We start from the raw sequence: 17211 nt of genomic DNA, 5'->3' as shown, positions 1-17211 counted from the left end.
ATTGACTAATAATATTATATGAAATAATATAATAACATATTACAAGTTTGAATGCGGTTACATAATGTTGTTATAAAGGTATTGTGTATGGAATCAATGGTTAGTTTCAGGATAATTAAGTTTGCATTATAAAAAAATCAATATATTTGATGTGAAAGCATAAATCACTCAAAATATGCTTACTAACTTTTTATTCTAGTCAAAGGTTGTGGGAATTTATGAAAATAGCAAATATGAATCTTCATTATCACCGTTATTCACTGGAATACTTTTTAGATTCAACCATGCGGTTAGGGCTTCAGGCTATTGAGTTGTGGGGTGGCGTCCCTCATTTATATAGAGATAAATTCACCTAACTTAAAAGTGATGCTTGATACGATTCCTCTGACTTTAGCAGGTGATTCCATTGATGAATGCGGGGAAGCGTTTGGAGAAGATTTAAAACATATTCATTTATTAGATGGAGACGGCAAAACAACGGCTCATCTTGCTTGGAGAGAAGGAAATTTTTCTTTAGATTCTTTTATGAATAGTATTCTAAATATTCAGTATAATAATCATTTCACTTTAGAATTGATAGGACCACAATATAATTGGGAGCCAGAAGAAGCCACCAAGAAAAGTCTTCTCTATATGAGTTGCTTATTAAAAAACAATGCAAAGGCTAAATAAGGGAAGTAAACTTTTCTGCTATAAAAAGCAGATAGTGATATAAAAAAAAGAAAAGTGGGGGATTCATTTGAAAAAGATTTCAATACTTTTAGTTACTGCATTTATGCTGCTTTTGGGAATTTTATCTGCATGCGGAAAAGAAGAGGCTAGTACCACGGAGAAAAAACCAATAGCAACTGATTTGCCGGCTTTGCCAAAAGAAATAAAAGATAGAGGGAAATTTGTAGTAGCTGTTAAAGTTGACTATCCGCCATTAGGCTATCTAGATGAGGACGGCAAAAATGTCGGTTATGAAATAGATCTCGTAAAAAAAATGGCTGAATATGCTTTCGGTTCTGAAGATGCAATCGAATATGTACCAGTAAATGCTACAAATCGCATTCCTTTTTTGCAATCAAAAAAAGTTGATTTTATTTCAGCTACATTGGGGATTACAGAAGAAAGAAAAAAAGAAGTAGATTTTACAGCTAGCACATTTTATGCAGGAGCTGTAACGGTGGTTCCTAAGGATAGCAATATTAAAAAGATTTCAGATTTAGCTGGCAAAAAGGTAATTGTTATTAAAGGATCAACTGCTTCTATCTATTTAGATGAAAATATTCCAACTGCCAAGCAAATAAAAATAGAGAATAACTCAGATGCATTCCGTGCACTTAAAGATGGAAGAGCAGATGCTATACTGCATGATGCGGTCCTAATGTCAGAGTTCATTAAAACAAATAAAAATTATGTGATGGTAGGGGATCAAGTAGCAGCTTCTCATATGGCGCAAGGTGTTCGAAAAGGCGATGATGAATTGCTAGCATTTTTAAATGCCTCTTTAGAAAAAATGAAAAAAGAAGATTACTATCAAACGCTAGTAGAAAAATATATGCCGAGCATGGCAGACTCTACATCCGATGGATTAATCCCAAGACCATAAAGGAGGAAATAAAATGAGTAGAACTAAGCCGAAATTATCGATCAAGAATCTACATAAGCACTTCGGGGAACTTTCGATTCTCCGAGGTGTAAGCTTCGATGTATATCCGCAGGAAGTAATTGTAATTATAGGGCCAAGCGGATCAGGAAAAAGTACATTGCTTCGATGTATAAATGGTCTTGAAAATATTAATGATGGTCAGATTTTCCTCGATGAAAAGGATGAAATTGAATATACACCAGCAGCTTTGCAGAAAGTTAGACAAAGAATTGGGATGGTATTTCAAAGCTACAATTTATTTCCTCATATGACAGTAATGGAGAATTTATTATTAGCTCCAATCAATGTTCAAAAGAAATCCAAAAAAGATGTGATTCCTCAAGCAGAAGCATTATTAGAACAAGTCGGGTTATTAGATAAAGCTAACAGCTATCCTTCGCAATTATCAGGGGGACAACAGCAGCGTGTAGCAATTGCAAGATCTTTAGTAATGAATCCAGAAGTACTGTTATTTGATGAAGTGACATCTGCCTTAGATCCAGAAAGAGTAAGAGATGTGCTGGAAGTAATGAAAGACTTGGCAGCCAAAGGCACAACTATGATGATTGTGACACATGAAATGGGTTTTGCAAAGGAAGTGGGAGATCGGATTATTTTTATGGATGAAGGTGTAGTTGTTGAACAAGGCACCCCAAAAGAAATATTTGAGAATCCTAAAGAAGAGCGGACACAAAAATTTCTTTTAAATGCTATGTAAAAAGAAAGGAGGTATGCTAGATGGGCTTTGATATGTCCTATGTAATCAAAACATTTCCCATATTGCTGACAGGGCTTAAATTAACTCTATTTTTAAGTATTACTAGCATTATTTTATCCTTGATTATCGGAATAGGCGGTGCAGTAATTCGTACACTTAAAGTGCCTGTTTTATCTCAAATTGTCACCACATTTGTTGAGATTTTCCGCAATACACCATTGCTTGTACATGTTTTCTTTTTATATTTTGGCCTTCCTGTTATTGGGATTAAACTTCCTGCTGTAGCTGTAGGAATTATTACTTTGACTTTATGGGGAGGAGCATATGCAGTAGAGAACTTTCGGGGCGGAACGAATGCAGTACAAAAGGGATTAATAGAATCTGCACAGTCCCTTGGATTGGGAACCTTCCAAATAGTGCGATATATTATTGTCCCATTAGGATTTAGAATCAGTTTCCCGGCTTTTTCTAATACGGCTGTATCCCTTATAAAAAACTCAGCATATATGACGGGAATTGGTGTTGCAGAATTGACGTTTGTAGCGGTAGATAGAATGGCTTATGACTTTAAAACATATGAAATTTTAGTGTCTATTGCTGTAATTTATTTGATTCTTATTTGGGGAACATCTTATTTGTTTAGCCGGATTGAAAAAAAATTAGATTTTAATAATAAAAAAACAGAAAGGGTGAGCAGCTCTGAAAAACTTCCAGTTTCTATTAGACGGGTTAATGAAAACACTCCTTCTTAGTGTTTGCTGCATCATTATTGCGCTTATATTAGGAATAATAATAGGTGCCCTTCAATCAAGCAAGAAAAAGAATGTTATTTCAGTGTTAGCAAGAGGATATGCAGAGTTGTTTCGAGGATTGCCCCTTGTTATTACCTTATTTATGGTATTTTTTATCCTTCCTGAGTTTGGTATACAGGTAAATAGCTTTATGTCAGCAATGCTTGCTTTAAGTGTTTGGAGCAGCGCTAATATTTCTATCGCTGTAAGAGGAGCGATTCAGTCTATTCCGCCTACACAAATAGAAGCGAGTTTATCTTTAGGCCTAAGTAATTTTCAAACCATGCGTTTTGTTATTCTGCCTCAGGCCTTTAGGAGAGTGCTTCCTTCCATTATTAGTTTAATATCAAATTTAATACAATCAACTTCCTTATCAGTATTAATAGGAAATACAGATTTTCTAAAATCTGCTCAAATTTTAATAGAAAGAGTAGAAATAATGGAAGGCGGAGCAATCGCATTTCAAGTATATGCATTTGTAATTGTTGTATATTTTATTATTTGCTATCCCTTATCAATATTAGCCAAAAAAATGGAAAAAAGAATGTCAGTATCCCTATAATCATAGGAAGAAAAAGGAATATAAGAAGCAAGGGCTATGGGAAGAAATCATTCCGTTGATTAGAGAACCAGGCTTTTTGCTTTTTAAAATTTCTTTATTTATCACGCATTAACGAGCTTTGTTCCTCCTATCTAAGGAATGGTAAGAGAAAATGAGATAGACGCTTGCTGAATAAAAATCTGATTGAAGCTTCACTTTATCAACAACCAATAAATGGGGAAAATTGCATTGGATAAGAAAATGAATGAAGCAAAAATAGTTAGAAAGAGTTCTTTATTTTAAAGACTCTCTTTTCGACGGGAATAAATAATCATTAGAAGGAGCAAATTCTATGTCCATTAAAACAACCAGGATGGAAAATGATTTTCTGGGAGAAATGAAGGTCCCCAGGAACGCTTATTATGGTATACAAACAATGAGAGCTGTTGAAAATTTTCCTATTAGCGGATATAGATTGGATAAAGATTTAATTATGTCTTTAGCAATGATAAAAAAAGCAGCAGCATATGCAAATATGAAAATTAAAAGGCTGCCTAACTACATTGGAGAGGCTATTTGCCAAGCTTCACAAGAAATTATGGAGGGGAAATGGCATGACCAATTTATTGTGGATCCAATTCAAGGCGGTGCAGGAACATCCATCAATATGAATGCAAATGAAGTTATTGCAAATAGGGCAATTGAATTGCTTGGAGGGCAAAAAGGAAATTATTCAATAGTCAGTCCTAATTCTCATGTTAATATGTCCCAGTCCACTAATGACACTTTTCCAACTGCGATACGTTTAGCTGTTTTAATGCAAATCAATAAGCTGCTGATTACCATGAATGGACTTATTAGAGCATTTCAATCGAAAGCTTTAGAGTTTAATAGTGTTTTAAAAGTAGGGAGAACACATCTTCAAGATGCTGTTCCGATTAGACTAGGACAAGAATTTGAGGCATTTCGCTGTGTTTTGTCCAGAGATATAAAAAGAATTGAAAAAACAAAGGAAAATGTACTGGAAGTTAATATGGGAGCCACGGCAGTGGGAACAGGATTAAATGCAGATCCAGAATACATTAGGGAAGTTGTTGCAAGCTTGAGAGACATTAGCGGCTTTCCTTTAGTAGCTGCAAAGCACCTTGTTGATGCTACTCAAAATACGGATGCATATACAGAGGTTTCTGCAGCCTTGAAAATTTGTATGATTAATATGTCGAAAATTGCAAATGACATAAGGTTGATGGCATCTGGTCCAAGAGCTGGATTTAGGGAGCTTATTCTTCCTGCTAGACAGCCTGGATCTTCCATCATGCCAGGAAAGGTTAATCCAGTTATTTGTGAAGTGGTTAATCAAGTTGCTTTCCAGGTAATAGGAAATGATCATACAATTTGTCTTGCATCTGAAGCAGGGCAATTAGAATTAAATGTAATGGAGCCTGTCATGGTGTTTAATTTGCTGCAGTCTTTATCTATGATGAATCAAGGATTTACTGTTTTTCAAAAACATTGCTTAGAGGGGTTAAAGGCTGATAAGGAAAGATGTGCGGCTTTTGTTGGGGAAAGTGTTGGAATAATTACTGCTTTGAACCCTTATCTTGGATATGAGAAAGCGGCTGCTATTGCACATGAGGCAATTGCAGATGGCAAGTCTGTTCGCGATTTATGTATAGATCATAAAGTGTTGAGCGAAGCAGAACTGGATGTTATTTTGGATCCATTGCGTATGACAAAACCTGGAATTGCAGAAATAGAAATCAGCCGAATATAAAAAATTGTTAGAATATTTTTTTAAAATGATTGACTTCGTTTACCCTAGATGTTATAAATTATAATATAATAACATATAACAACATATGTTAAAATAAGAGGAGGAAGTTCAAATGTCTATTTCGAATATTACCGTTTCAGCTCAAGCTCAAGTGAAAGAAGTGTTAAATGCATATAAGGAGAGAGAGATTGACCGAGTATTTTTAGTAGCATGTGGCGGGTCTTCTGCTTTGATGTATCCAAGCAAATACTTCATTGATCGTGAATCTGATAAAATTACAGCAGAAGTATTTAACTCAAATGAATTTATTTATCGCAATCCAAAAACCTTAGGGGAAAATTCTTTAGTTATATTATGTTCACACAAAGGAAAAACACCGGAAACAACAGAAGCTGCTAAGTTTGCTAAAAGCAAAGGAGCATTAACAGTATCTCTTATGTATGTAGATCATGCTCCACTCGGAGATGAATCAGATTTTATAGTAAATTACAGCTGGGCACCGGCGGGACAGTTGGATCCTCATCCAGAAATTATGAACTATGCTATTCTTTATCAATTATCGATGGGATTACTGTATGTAAAAGAAGATAATAAAAAATATGAAAAATTGCTGAATAGCTTAAATAATCTTGGCACTGTATTTGAAAAAGCAAAAGTGCAATGTGCAGATAAAGCGAAGGCATATGCTAATCTTTATAAAGACGAAAAAGTTATTTACACAATGGCTAGCGGATCTAACTATGGCATAGCCTACTCCTTCGCTATATGTATCTTAATGGAAATGCAATGGATTCATTCTCATGCTATTCATGCGGGAGAATTCTTCCATGGTCCGTTTGAAGTACTTGATAAAGATGTTCCATTTATCCTTTTGCTGGGTCTTGATGAAACTCGTCCAATGGAAGAAAGAGCATTAAAATTTTTGCAGGAACATGGAGAAAAATTATTAATACTAGATGCTAAAGATTTAGAATTAACAAGTATCGATGAGGAAATGAAACAATATATTGCACCGCTTGTTCTAAATTTTGTCTTAAGAGAATATGCAGTAGCGATATCTAAGGTAAGAAACCATCCATTAGAAACAAGAAGATATATGTTTAAAGTTCCTTATTAATATAAGAAAGAGGCATTATTGAAGCTTCAGTATTTTACTAAAGACCCCCTTCCACTTGGGAAGGGAGGTCTTTTTTTCTGTATATCAACTCATTAAGCGGTTTTAGTTATTGGATGGTAAAAAATCATCATCAATCTATGAATATTAATAGAAGGAATATGGGGTCCTGTTAGTTTGGACATTGCAGTAGGATTGCCAATGCTGCTGCTTTTTGCAGGATTTTTTTAAAAGAAAAAGTTAAAACTGACGCAAATCCAGGAGGCTAAGAAAAAATAAGTATAGGTCCAATAATTTTGTTTGGCAATATAATAGCAGTATAAAATAGTTCGCAAAGTAGTTTCTCTCCTAAAAGCGGGTGAAGAAAAAGAAAATGAATGATCACACAAAAGAAATATTAGGCACTTTTTTATCGGCAATAGGTACAATTGAGGCAGCTATTGGCAACACACCTTTTGAAAAACTGGGTACAGATGTAAGGTTTAATCTGCGTTTAATCGGCAATGCACTGCAAGCATCAGGCAGTGCACTATCGGCAGACGGACAGGGCAGCATATCTTTAGAGAAATTAGGGGATGAAATTCAGGCGGTTGGAAATTCAACCGTCATTGGTGGTCTGCTGTTGGATTTAGGAGATAAAAAAGATCAAAAACTGATTATTACAGGAACTTGGCTGCAGGCTTTGGGAAGTTTAGTTGGTTTGGCAGATGAGTTTGAGGACAGCACAGAATCTGGAAGAGCATACAATATAATCGGCAATTTGCTGCAAGGGATCGGAAACTCTATGCAAGCAGTTGGGGGTATAGAACAACTCAAACAAACAATTCCGAAAGCATCTACATTTTTTTCTGTTGGCGTAGTGGGTTCATGGATACAGGCGACGGGTTCTGTTATTTCCTTAATAGGCCAAATTAAAGAAGAAAGAGAAGAAATAGAACGAGGAATCAATGAATAGCAATAAATAAAAGTAAAACAAATGATGTTTCACTTTCTCAGGCTGTTGAAAAACGTTCGTTCTTTTCGTCACTCTCCTTTTTTGCGGTGCTCATTACCATAAAACGGTAACTCCGCTCCTCAAAAAGTGGGATTCCTCGATAGTCAAACGTTTTCATTCAGCCTGATCTTTTACTATAAAACTTTTTCGACGCTCTGTAAAAGTGAAACAAATGATGTTTCACTTTCGTTTATATATAAAAAGATGCTGGCAAGGATTTTGATTGTGGAGATATATGGTGAAATGTTATTTCCTTTTTTTATAATATAATATGGTGGTGCTACTTATCTCTCGTAATCTTATAACTATGTGTTTTGTCTTCTCAATTTTATATATATTGTATTTAACTATGCTTCCACATCCATCCTTAGGCATTGGTGTCGGGGATGGAGGAATCAATCTTATTCCATTTGAAATGATGCATGGATTATTTACTGAACAGTCATTGTGGACGTTCATAATCAATGTCGGTGGTAATATTCTTTTATTTGTTCCCTTCGGATATATTCTTTCATGGGTATTTCCAAAGGTGAATACTGTTTTTCGAGCAGCAGCAGGTGCATTTTTGTCAGCTTGTATAGAAATCATTCAACTTATTGTTCCTAACAGATTTACAGATATAGATGATATTATTTTAAATGCGAGTGGAGCGGCAATTGGTTATGGAGTGTATAAGTTTGTCCAAGTGTATCAACTGAATTTCCTGAAAAAATAAACGTCATATACAACCCAATTTATAGGATTGTATAGACTTATTGGTGAATAAATAATCCAGTTTGCAAGTTTTGATCTGTAGGGAGGTATAAAATAGATAGGTGGGCTTTTTCCTTTTTCAAAAGATCGATTCACCATATTAGGCGGATTGCATATGTTAAAGCATACTATGTCTTGAAAGGAGACTTATATATGTATTATCCACCCTATTATCCATATTATATCAATGATTATCGTATACATGGTGCACCGCCTGTTCCGCCATTTCCGCCTCAAGGTTCTTTTCCTATACCTGATTTAGGGAATTTATTTCCAGGTTTTCCAGGAGGACAGTCTTCTCCCCCAGGTTTTTCAGGAGGTGGCAGCGATCAAGGACCCCCATCAGGACCACCGCCTTCTTATACTCCACAGCTACAGCAGCAAACAGTGAGCACCTTTGCAGTAGATGCGGGCTCGATGAGAAGATGCCTTCATCGCTTTACCTATGTTTGGCTAGAAAACGGCAGAGGGTTCTGGTTCTATCCAACATTTGTAGGAAGAACTTCTGTTGCAGGTTATCGCTGGCGCAATTTTAGATGGGTATTCTACGGAACCGATACAAATAGAATCAGATCTTTTCAATGTACGTAATAAAAAAGGGACAATCGCATTAAATTGCGGTTATCCCTTTTTTATTGATAAAAGAATCCTTGAGAATGAACCCGCAAAAGAAGAGCAGCACCGAATTGATAAAAAAAGAAGCTGGAATCGATAAAAAGAAGCTGGAATCGATAAAAAGAAGGGGCTCAAAAGGAGAGCAGCATCGAATTGATAAAAAAAGAAGCAAAATCGATAAAAAAGAAGCTGGAATCGATAAAAAGAAGGGGCGTCAAAGGAGAGCAGCACCGAATTGATAAAAAAAGGAGCAAGATCGATAAAAAAGAAGCTGGAATCGATAAAAAGAGAGGCGCCAAAGGAGAGCAGCACGGAATTGATAAAAAAAGAAGCAAGATCGATAAAAAAGAAGCTGGAATCGATAAAAAGAAGGGGCTCAAAAGGAGAGCAGCACCGAATTGATAAAAAAAGGAGCAAAATCGATAAAAAAGAAGCTGGAATCGATAAAAAGAAGGGGCGTCAAAGGAGAGCAGCACCGAATTGATAAAAAAAGAAGCGAAATCGATAAAAAAGAAACTGGAATCGATAAAAAGAAGGGGCGTCAAAGGAGAGCAGCACCGAATCGATAAAAAAAGGAGCCAAATCGATAAAAAAGAAGCTGGAATCGATAAAAAAAGGAGGCGCCAAAGGAAAAGAGAACTTATACATAGGCACTCTGCTGAAAAGTAATACAAAATTTTAGCCAATAGGCAGGATTGTTTTCACATTTTGTCGAAAAAGTTTACTGCAAATATTAGGATAGGAAAGGAGCAACTATATGATTATAAAAGAACGGAAAGAACCTCTTATTCTGCGTCAATTATTGGCCCTCAAAACAAGATTGCCCTCCAATCATTCAAAAATTCCTTCCATTGATGACCAAATCCAAAGATTTTCTGCAGGGTATAAAGGAGAATGCTCTATTGATTATTATTTAAGTTTGCTAAATGAAAAAGATTATTATATTTTACATGATTTACGCCTAGCCGATCCACCGAACTATTTCCAAATAGACACTTTAATTTTAACAAAAAGATTTGCCCTAATATTAGAAGTGAAAAATTTTATAGGCGAATTGTACTTCGATTCCACTTTTCATCAGCTTATTCAGAAAAAGAATGGGGAAGTAAAAGTTTTTGCTGATCCTTTGCTGCAAGTGCAAAGGCAGGAGAGCCAATTCGAAAAATGGCTCTTAAATAATGGTTTTTGTAATCTTCCAATTTCCTCAGCAGTCGTTATTGTAAATCCCCAAACAAAAATCAGCACAGATCAAGAAAATATAGCTATCCAGGAAAAGGTTATTCACCGCGAATTTATTCCAACTAAATTAAAGCAGATAGAAAGATTAAATAAACCTAATTTTCTCCAAGAAAAAGAAATAAAAAAATTAATTAGACTCCTACTAAAAAAGCATACTCCCCACTATTCTTCTGTTCTCGAAAAATTTCAGATTGCTGAAGCAGAATTACTAAAAGGAGTTAGATGTCCTAAATGTGACAAATTGCCGTTATTAAGAATCCATAGCAATTGGTACTGCAAACAATGTCATTTCAAACATAAGGATGCTCATTTACAGAGTATGCAAGAGTATTATCTTTTAATTGATTCCTCTATTACAAGCAGCAAATTGAGGGAGTTTATTAATATTTCTTCCTATCCACTTGCCACAAGAATTTTAAAATCACTTCATCTTCCCAGTTTTGGGAGAACCAAAGGCAGGGTGTATCAATTAAAGGATAAATCATAATGATAAAGTGAAACTTCAATCAGTGGGGGCGCGTCCCCGCTGATTGTTAGTGGCCAGTTTGCCCCCCACCATCCCTTAGGTGGGGGGCGAAAGCCTGTTAATGCCTTTTATTGTAAAGCAGCAAGACTACTCTATAAAAAAGTTCAGCAGACAAGTTAGAACCTCTATTAGATTAACTGCCCTATCACTTTGTTACTTTCCTCCAAATAATAACCATGTATGGCTACCTCTAATGCGAGTCTATTGACAGGATTCAAAAATTCAGTTCCCAGCAATAACTCTAGCTTTTCAATCCGATGATAAAGCGTTTGTCTAACAATAAATAGTCGCTCGGCAGCTTCTTTTTTTGAACCATTGCATTCTAAATAAACAGCAAGTGTTTTAAGGAGCTCACTGTCATTTTGTTTGTCATACTCAATGATTTTTCCTAGATAATAATTGATATAGTCTTTTAATCCATCCGTTTTGCTAAGGGGAAGAAGCAGACGGTATATCCCGATTTCATCAAAAAAATGGGTAGGTGATATATTTCTATTTTTTAAAGATAAAACATAGGTTGCTTCTTCGTAACCTTTATTTATGGAGGAAACTTGAAAATAAAGGGAACTGATTCCTAAAAAAGCAGAAGGAAAATAACCTGGATTTACATTTAAAAGAGCATGTAAAAACGGATTCCACTTATCTCGTTCTATATGTAGTTGGATAGAAGGCGGAATAAAAACGATAGCTATTATTTCATGGGGCCTCACAGATAAAAGGGAGTAAAAACCAGCCTTATTCAATAGAGATCGCAGCAGCATTGACATCTGAATTTTTTTCTCTTCCCAATGAGATGGACTAGAATCAATTGGCTTTTCTTTTAATCCCAAACACATGACCCGGTACGGAGCTTCTAAATATTGGATAGGAAAAATAGAACTAAATTGTTCGTACTCCAATGTACGCTCTAAAAGAAGAGCACGAACTAAATCATCTTCCAAGTTTTGTTTTCGTTCCTCTATTGTACGGAAGCGCAGCAATATTTGTGAAATGGCAATAGCTGCCCGATCTAATACTAGAGTATAAAATTCGTTTGCTGAAAGGTCGAAAGCCTCAAGAAAAATATATCCCCAAATTTGCTCAAACACACGAACTGGCACAACAACAAAAGTTTGTTGTCTGATGAAAACAAATCGTTTGTTAAAAAGAGTCTCCTCATTTTCTTCTATAAAAATTCGGATAGAACATTCTGTATGTTTCTGATCAGATGGAAAGTAGTACTTTTCTAGAGTATTGCCGAAAAAAAAGGCGGGCTGCTGAAAATAATGATAAAGTTCTTGCAAAATTTTTAAAATGCCATTGGGCTGCAAAGATTTTTGATTAAATTTAGTAGAAAGAAGGTCTAAGTCTGTAATCATCTGATGATGGCGATTAATAATGAATGTGTGCAGGTCCTGGGTAATTTCTACGAATTTTACTGTTTGTTCAAATATAATAATTGGATAATCATAGTTTTCTGCAAGGGAAAGGACATCTTCAGATAAGCTTTTCACAGAGGTTTCCATTTCAATGCAAAGACAAGCTGTATTCAAATCAATCAGCTTTTTTACGTAGTCCAATTGGTTTTGTGCATCAAATTGGATGTTCATTCCTGTTGTTAAAATAAGCTCTCCACCATTTACAAACATATCAATATCTTTCACTTCTAGAATATGAGACCATTTAATTTTTCTATTGATGCCTTTTTTTCCGGCTATTATTTTTGCGCAGTTAAATAGTGGACGCTTTAATACATCTTGAACAGTCAATTCAATCTCCTTCATGATAAATCCTCCCATTATCTTGTAACAGCCTGATATAAAAGAATATAGACTATAAAAGTCCATATCTTGTGGCAATGTCTGCGCAACCAATATCCTATAAGTGGGAATTTGGAACCTCTCCACTAATTGAAGTTTCACTTTATGTTAAGAAATAGGCTGTGGATTTTTACATAATGTAACATGAAAATATTTATAATTATCTGTAAATTAAATACTATCTTAGTCATAATCCTTACGTCAATGAATACAATCCAAAATGCAGGTTTCTTATGAAAGGGAGAATGAGGAATGGAAAAGATAAAAACCATGTCATTAGTTGAAAAAGATCAAAAGAATGTTTGGCATCACATTTCCCCATATGTGGAAGAAAAGCCCGCAATGATTGCTGTAAAAGGGGAAGGGGCTTGGCTGACAGATTATGATGGCAATAAATATTTAGATGCAATGAGCGGTCTTTGGTGTGTCAATATTGGATATGGCAGAGAGGAATTAGCACAAGCTGCTTATGAGCAAATGAAAGAATTATGTTATATGCCGATGACACAAAGCCATATGCCGGCAATTGAACTTGCTGAAAAAATAAATGAGTGGCTAGAAGGCGACTATATGATTTTTTATTCCAACAGCGGATCGGATGCAAATGAAGTTGCTTTTAAATTAATCCGCCAATACCATCAGCAAAATGGAGAACCGAATCGATATAAATTTATTTCAAGACACCGCGCATACCATGGGAATTCGATGGGAGCATTGTCGGCAACCGGACAGGCACTTCGCAAATATAAATATGAACCACTTGCAAGCGGGTTTCTTCATGTTGCACCACCTGATTCTTATCGTCGACCAGAAAATATGACAGTGGAAGAGTTTAATATTATGAGGGCAGAGGAATTAGAGCAGAAAATTATTTGGGAGCAAAAAGAAACCATTGCCGGAATTATTATGGAACCTCTTATTACAGGTGGCGGCGTTCTTATTCCACATCCGATTTATATGGAAAAAGTCCAAGAAATCTGTCAAAAATATGGTGTACTGCTAATTATTGATGAAGTAATCTGCGGATTTGGCCGAACAGGCAAAAAATTTGGACATCAGCATTTTCAGATGAAACCAGATATTGTTACAATGGCAAAAGGGCTGACAAGCGCTTATCTTCCTTTATCTGTTACAGCTGTTAAAAAAGAGATTTTTGAAAAGTTTAAAGGTAGTGAGGAAAACTTGCATTTCCGCCATATTAATACATTTGGAGGCAATCCTTCAGCTTGTGCAGTAGCTTTGAAAAACCTGGAAATTATGGAGAAAGAAAATTTGGTTGCAAAATCTGCTGAGAGTGGCGAATTTTTGCTGCAAAGTCTACAGTCATTAGCCAAAGCTCATCCAAATGTAGGAGATATTCGTGGAATTGGCATGATTATTGGCATGGAATTAGTAGAAAGCAAACAGACCAAAAAACCTGTTCCACCTGATTTTATAGGCAAAATTATTCAGGGTTGTAAGCAGGAAGGTTTAATTGTCGGCAAAAATGGGGATACGGTGGATGGTTTTAACAATATTTTAACATTAAGCCCGCCATTGTCCTGTACGCAAGAGGACCTGGAGATTATTGTATCTGTGCTAAAAAAGGTATTGGCTGAAAATCAATATATTATATAAGGATGAATAGGGATAAATGAAGAATTTTAGTTTGTCCCTATTTTTATTTGTTAGATTATATTACATAATAATGAAAAAATTCAAAAATATTGTTTACTATCAAGAAATATCCATTTATAATAAGCATTATTCTTGATTAAATTCTTCTGATTTACCAATTACGTAAAGAAAACTCACATAAAATCTTCGTCGTGAAATAACCATTAAACTCCTTCATCTCAGAAAATATACAAGTTCAGTTCTAGAAACATTGTAGATTTTTCTTATACCAAACTGCGAAACACAAATTTATCCAAACATTCAATTTTTATGATAAGCAAATTCAATATTTGTTGCTTCAAAAGCTTTACATCTTTTGTGGAGCCTTTTTCCATAAATAAATGGTTTGAAAAACAAAAAGCATAAGGAGGTTTTTTATGGAACAACCGAACAGCTTACTTTTGGATTTGGTGAAAAATTTTGAGGAAGTCGAGCCGAGTTTAACAAATCAGGAAGCGATAGAGGAAGCAAATCGCTGTCTTTATTGCTATGATGCTCCTTGTATTACAGCATGTCCAACTGGAATTAATATTCCTGGTTTTATCAAAAAAATTTCATCAGGCAATTTAAAAGGCTCAGCAAAAACAATCATGTCAGCAAATCCCGTTGGCGCAAGCTGTTCTCGTGTTTGTCCCACAGAGGAATTATGCGAGGGGGCCTGTGTGTTAAATCATTCGACAAAGCCGATTATGATCGGAAATCTCCAGCGATATGCGACAGATTGGGCGATCAAAAATAATCTAACCTTATTTAAAGCGGGCAAACCAATTGGCAAAAAGGTTGCAATAGTCGGCGGAGGGCCTGCAGGATTATCTGCGGCAAGGGAGCTCGCTCTACTTGGCTATGAAGTTACCATTTTTGAAGCAGAAGAAAGTGCTGGCGGCCTAAATACGTATGGCATTGTTTCTTTTAGGCTGCCAAAAGAAATTTCGTATTGGGAAGTAGAACAAGTAAAAAATGTAAACGTGGAGATACGGACAAATACAAGAGTTGGAAAAGATATTTCTGTCGATGAGATTATGTCCAGCTATGATTCCATATTGCTTGCAATCGGCATGTCACATGTTCCTGATTTAGGATTGAAGGGAGAAAATCTAGCAGGTGTTTATGATGCCATTGAGTTTGTAAAAGCTACAAAAACAAATCCAATAACAGATCAATTTGTCGGCAAAAGAGTAGTTGTTATTGGAGCTGGAAATACCGCCATTGACGCAGCAACTTGTTCTGTTCGTCTTGGAGCTGCCAATGTCAAAATTTTATATAGACGAACAGAGGAAGAAATGACTGCATATGACTTTGAATACGAATTTGCCAAACAGGACGGGGTGGAATTCAGATGGCTTACCGCTCCGAAGGAAATTACTGGAGAATCAGGGCAAGTAAAAGCATTGGAATGTGTCAAAATGGCTCTTGGCAATTCTGATGAGGATGGAAGATTACACCCAGTTCCGATAATGGATTCAGAGTTTACGTTAGATGTAGATGTGGTGATTAAAGCTATTGGCCAATCTCGATATGCAAGTTTAATAGAGGAATTTCAGGTGGAACATGATAGAGGAATTGTGAAGATCAATCTAAACTCTTATCAAACATCTAACCCAAAAGTATTCGCATGCGGGGATGTTATTTTTGGAAAAGGACAGGGGGATGCAATGGTTGTATCGGCAGCACAGCAAGGCAAGGAAAGTGCTTATGCCATTCATCAATTGCTGGGGGCAAAAGGTGCAGAAACAGCATAATAAACAGACATTGGGAGGCTGATTTATGGCAGATTTACGGACAAATTTAGCAGGAATACAATCACCGAATCCTTTTTGGCTAGCATCTGCACCTCCAACTAACTCTGGCTATCAAGTGCAGCGGGCATTTGAAGCAGGCTGGGGTGGAGCTGTATGGAAAACGTTGGGGGATCCTATTTTAAATGTTTCTTCCCGATTTGCAGCAGTCAGCTTTAACGGGCAAAGGGTAGCTGGCTTCAATAATATTGAATTGATTACAGACCGGCCTTTGGATGTGAATTTAAAGGAAATCTATGAAACGAAAAAACGATTTCCAAACCATGCTATTATCGCTTCTTTAATGGTAGAACCAAGGCAAGAAAAATGGCATGAAATTGTTAAAAAAGTCGAAGCAGTCGGAGTGGATGGATTGGAATTGAATTTTGGCTGTCCGCATGGCATGGCAGAAAGGGGAATGGGATCTGCTTCGGGGCAAGTGCCAGAATTGGTGGAAAAACAGACATATTGGGCAAAAGAAGCAGCAAAAACTCCTGTTATTGTGAAATTAACGCCGAATATTACCGATATTACAGCAACTGCTGAGGCAGCAGCAAATGGCGGGGCAGATGCAATTAGCATGATTAATACGATAAATAGCTTGGCTGGTGTAGATATTGATACATGGGATACAATTCCACATGTTGCTGGCAAGGGAGCGCACGGTGGATATTGCGGGCCTGCCGTTAAACCAATTGCCCTTCATATGGTAGGAGAATGTGCCAGAAATCCAAGAATTAATGTGCCGATTTCTGGAATTGGCGGCATTTCTACATGGAGAGATGCAGTGGAATTTATGCTGATGGGTTCAACAAGTGTACAGGTGTGCACTGCTGCGATGCATCATGGCTTTCGGATAGTGGAGGATATGATAGAAGGATTAGATCATTATTTAGAGGAAAAGGGAATTGCCTCAGTGGCAGGCTTGATCGGAAAATCAGTAGCAAGATATTCGGATTGGGGAGATTTGGATCTGAATTATCAAGTGGTGGCGAAAATCAATAATGATGTCTGCATTAACTGCAATAAATGCCATATCGCCTGTGAAGATACTTCTCATCAGTGCATTGATCTGCTAAAAGATGGGGATGGAAAAAGCTATTTAAAAGTAAGAGAAGAAGATTGTGTTGGCTGTAATTTATGTTCGATTGTCTGTCCTGTAGATGGAGCGATAGATATGGTAGAAGTGGATAATGGATTGCCGCCGATGACTTGGAATGAGCGTCAAGCTGTTTCTGGTGCCTTCCGTGCTTCCAGAGTATTAAATAAATAATAGGGATCAA

17 protein-coding genes are annotated in these 17211 nt (G+C 36.3%); 16 read left to right on the top strand and 1 reads right to left on the bottom strand.

All coding sequences use genetic code 11. The annotated features are described in order from the left end of the window. The first annotated feature begins 318 nt into the window (after window positions 1-318). The 13 genes from NCCP28_RS14365 (at window position 319) to NCCP28_RS14305 (ending at window position 10659) form a co-directional block, all read left to right on the top strand. Window positions 319-672 (top strand): sugar phosphate isomerase/epimerase family protein, encoded by a 354-nt coding sequence (locus NCCP28_RS14365; protein ID WP_248562090.1) that lies wholly within the window; start codon window positions 319-321, stop codon window positions 670-672. 67 nt (window positions 673-739) lie between these two features. Next, the gene (locus NCCP28_RS14360; protein ID WP_248562089.1) at window positions 740-1594 is read left to right on the top strand and encodes a transporter substrate-binding domain-containing protein; all 855 of its coding nucleotides are present in this window, start codon (window positions 740-742) and stop codon (window positions 1592-1594) included. 13 nt (window positions 1595-1607) lie between these two features. Beyond that, on the top strand, window positions 1608-2351 hold the full coding sequence (locus tag NCCP28_RS14355) for an amino acid ABC transporter ATP-binding protein (protein ID WP_248562088.1): 744 nt from the start codon (window positions 1608-1610) through the stop codon (window positions 2349-2351). A 20-nt stretch (window positions 2352-2371) separates the two neighbouring features. Next, window positions 2372-3103, top strand: a complete 732-nt coding sequence (locus tag NCCP28_RS14350) for an amino acid ABC transporter permease (RefSeq protein WP_248562087.1) — start codon at window positions 2372-2374, stop codon at window positions 3101-3103. Next, window positions 3084-3704, top strand: a complete 621-nt coding sequence (locus tag NCCP28_RS14345) for an amino acid ABC transporter permease (protein ID WP_248562086.1) — start codon at window positions 3084-3086, stop codon at window positions 3702-3704. The genes NCCP28_RS14350 and NCCP28_RS14345 overlap by 20 nt, the downstream gene beginning before the upstream one ends. A gap of 331 nt (window positions 3705-4035) precedes the next feature. Then, entirely contained in the window at window positions 4036-5457 is a 1422-nt protein-coding gene (gene aspA / locus NCCP28_RS14340; RefSeq protein WP_248562085.1) for an aspartate ammonia-lyase, read from the top strand. Window positions 5458-5575: 118 nt separating this feature from the next. Beyond that, a complete protein-coding gene (locus tag NCCP28_RS14335; protein WP_375709414.1) occupies window positions 5576-6574 on the top strand; it encodes an SIS domain-containing protein in 999 nt (332 codons plus the stop codon). A 370-nt stretch (window positions 6575-6944) separates the two neighbouring features. Next, window positions 6945-7526: a DUF6944 family repetitive protein gene (locus NCCP28_RS14330; RefSeq protein ID WP_248562083.1), complete on the top strand. Its 582-nt coding sequence runs from the start codon at window positions 6945-6947 to the stop codon at window positions 7524-7526. A gap of 310 nt (window positions 7527-7836) precedes the next feature. Continuing rightward, on the top strand, window positions 7837-8280 hold the full coding sequence (locus NCCP28_RS14325; protein WP_309296633.1) for a VanZ family protein: 444 nt from the start codon (window positions 7837-7839) through the stop codon (window positions 8278-8280). Window positions 8281-8471: 191 nt separating this feature from the next. Next, window positions 8472-8909 carry a hypothetical protein gene (locus tag NCCP28_RS14320; protein WP_248562081.1) on the top strand — a complete coding sequence of 146 codons (438 nt, stop codon included), beginning with the start codon at window positions 8472-8474 and terminating at the stop codon, window positions 8907-8909. Window positions 8910-9086: 177 nt separating this feature from the next. Then, window positions 9087-9335, top strand: coding sequence for a hypothetical protein (locus NCCP28_RS14315; protein ID WP_248562080.1), 249 nt, complete (start codon window positions 9087-9089; stop codon window positions 9333-9335). Further along, window positions 9332-9502, top strand: a complete 171-nt coding sequence (locus tag NCCP28_RS14310) for a hypothetical protein (RefSeq protein ID WP_248562079.1) — start codon at window positions 9332-9334, stop codon at window positions 9500-9502. The genes NCCP28_RS14315 and NCCP28_RS14310 overlap by 4 nt, the downstream gene beginning before the upstream one ends. A 188-nt stretch (window positions 9503-9690) precedes the next feature. Further along, window positions 9691-10659: a nuclease-related domain-containing protein gene (locus tag NCCP28_RS14305; protein ID WP_248562078.1), complete on the top strand. Its 969-nt coding sequence runs from the start codon at window positions 9691-9693 to the stop codon at window positions 10657-10659. A 167-nt stretch (window positions 10660-10826) separates the two neighbouring features. Here the strand turns inward: NCCP28_RS14305 and NCCP28_RS14300 are convergent, their stop codons facing one another. Next, the gene (locus NCCP28_RS14300; protein WP_248562077.1) at window positions 10827-12461 is read right to left on the bottom strand and encodes a PucR family transcriptional regulator; all 1635 of its coding nucleotides are present in this window, start codon (window positions 12459-12461) and stop codon (window positions 10827-10829) included. Window positions 12462-12749: 288 nt separating this feature from the next. On the opposite strand from NCCP28_RS14300, the gene NCCP28_RS14295 reads away from it, so the two are divergent. The 3 genes from NCCP28_RS14295 to preA all read left to right on the top strand — a co-directional run bounded on the left by NCCP28_RS14295 (window position 12750) and on the right by preA (window position 17201). Further along, the gene (locus NCCP28_RS14295; RefSeq protein WP_248562076.1) at window positions 12750-14114 is read left to right on the top strand and encodes an aspartate aminotransferase family protein; all 1365 of its coding nucleotides are present in this window, start codon (window positions 12750-12752) and stop codon (window positions 14112-14114) included. A gap of 416 nt (window positions 14115-14530) precedes the next feature. Continuing rightward, window positions 14531-15892 (top strand): NAD(P)-dependent oxidoreductase, encoded by a 1362-nt coding sequence (locus NCCP28_RS14290; protein WP_248562075.1) that lies wholly within the window; start codon window positions 14531-14533, stop codon window positions 15890-15892. A gap of 25 nt (window positions 15893-15917) precedes the next feature. Then, entirely contained in the window at window positions 15918-17201 is a 1284-nt protein-coding gene (gene preA, locus NCCP28_RS14285) for an NAD-dependent dihydropyrimidine dehydrogenase subunit PreA (RefSeq protein ID WP_248562074.1), read from the top strand. Window positions 17202-17211: the final 10 nt, after the last annotated feature.

It is taken from the genome of Niallia sp. NCCP-28 (assembly GCF_023168165.1).
GTDB lineage: Bacteria > Bacillota > Bacilli > Bacillales > Cytobacillaceae > Niallia.
This window is presented reverse-complemented; position numbering and strand designations above follow the sequence as displayed.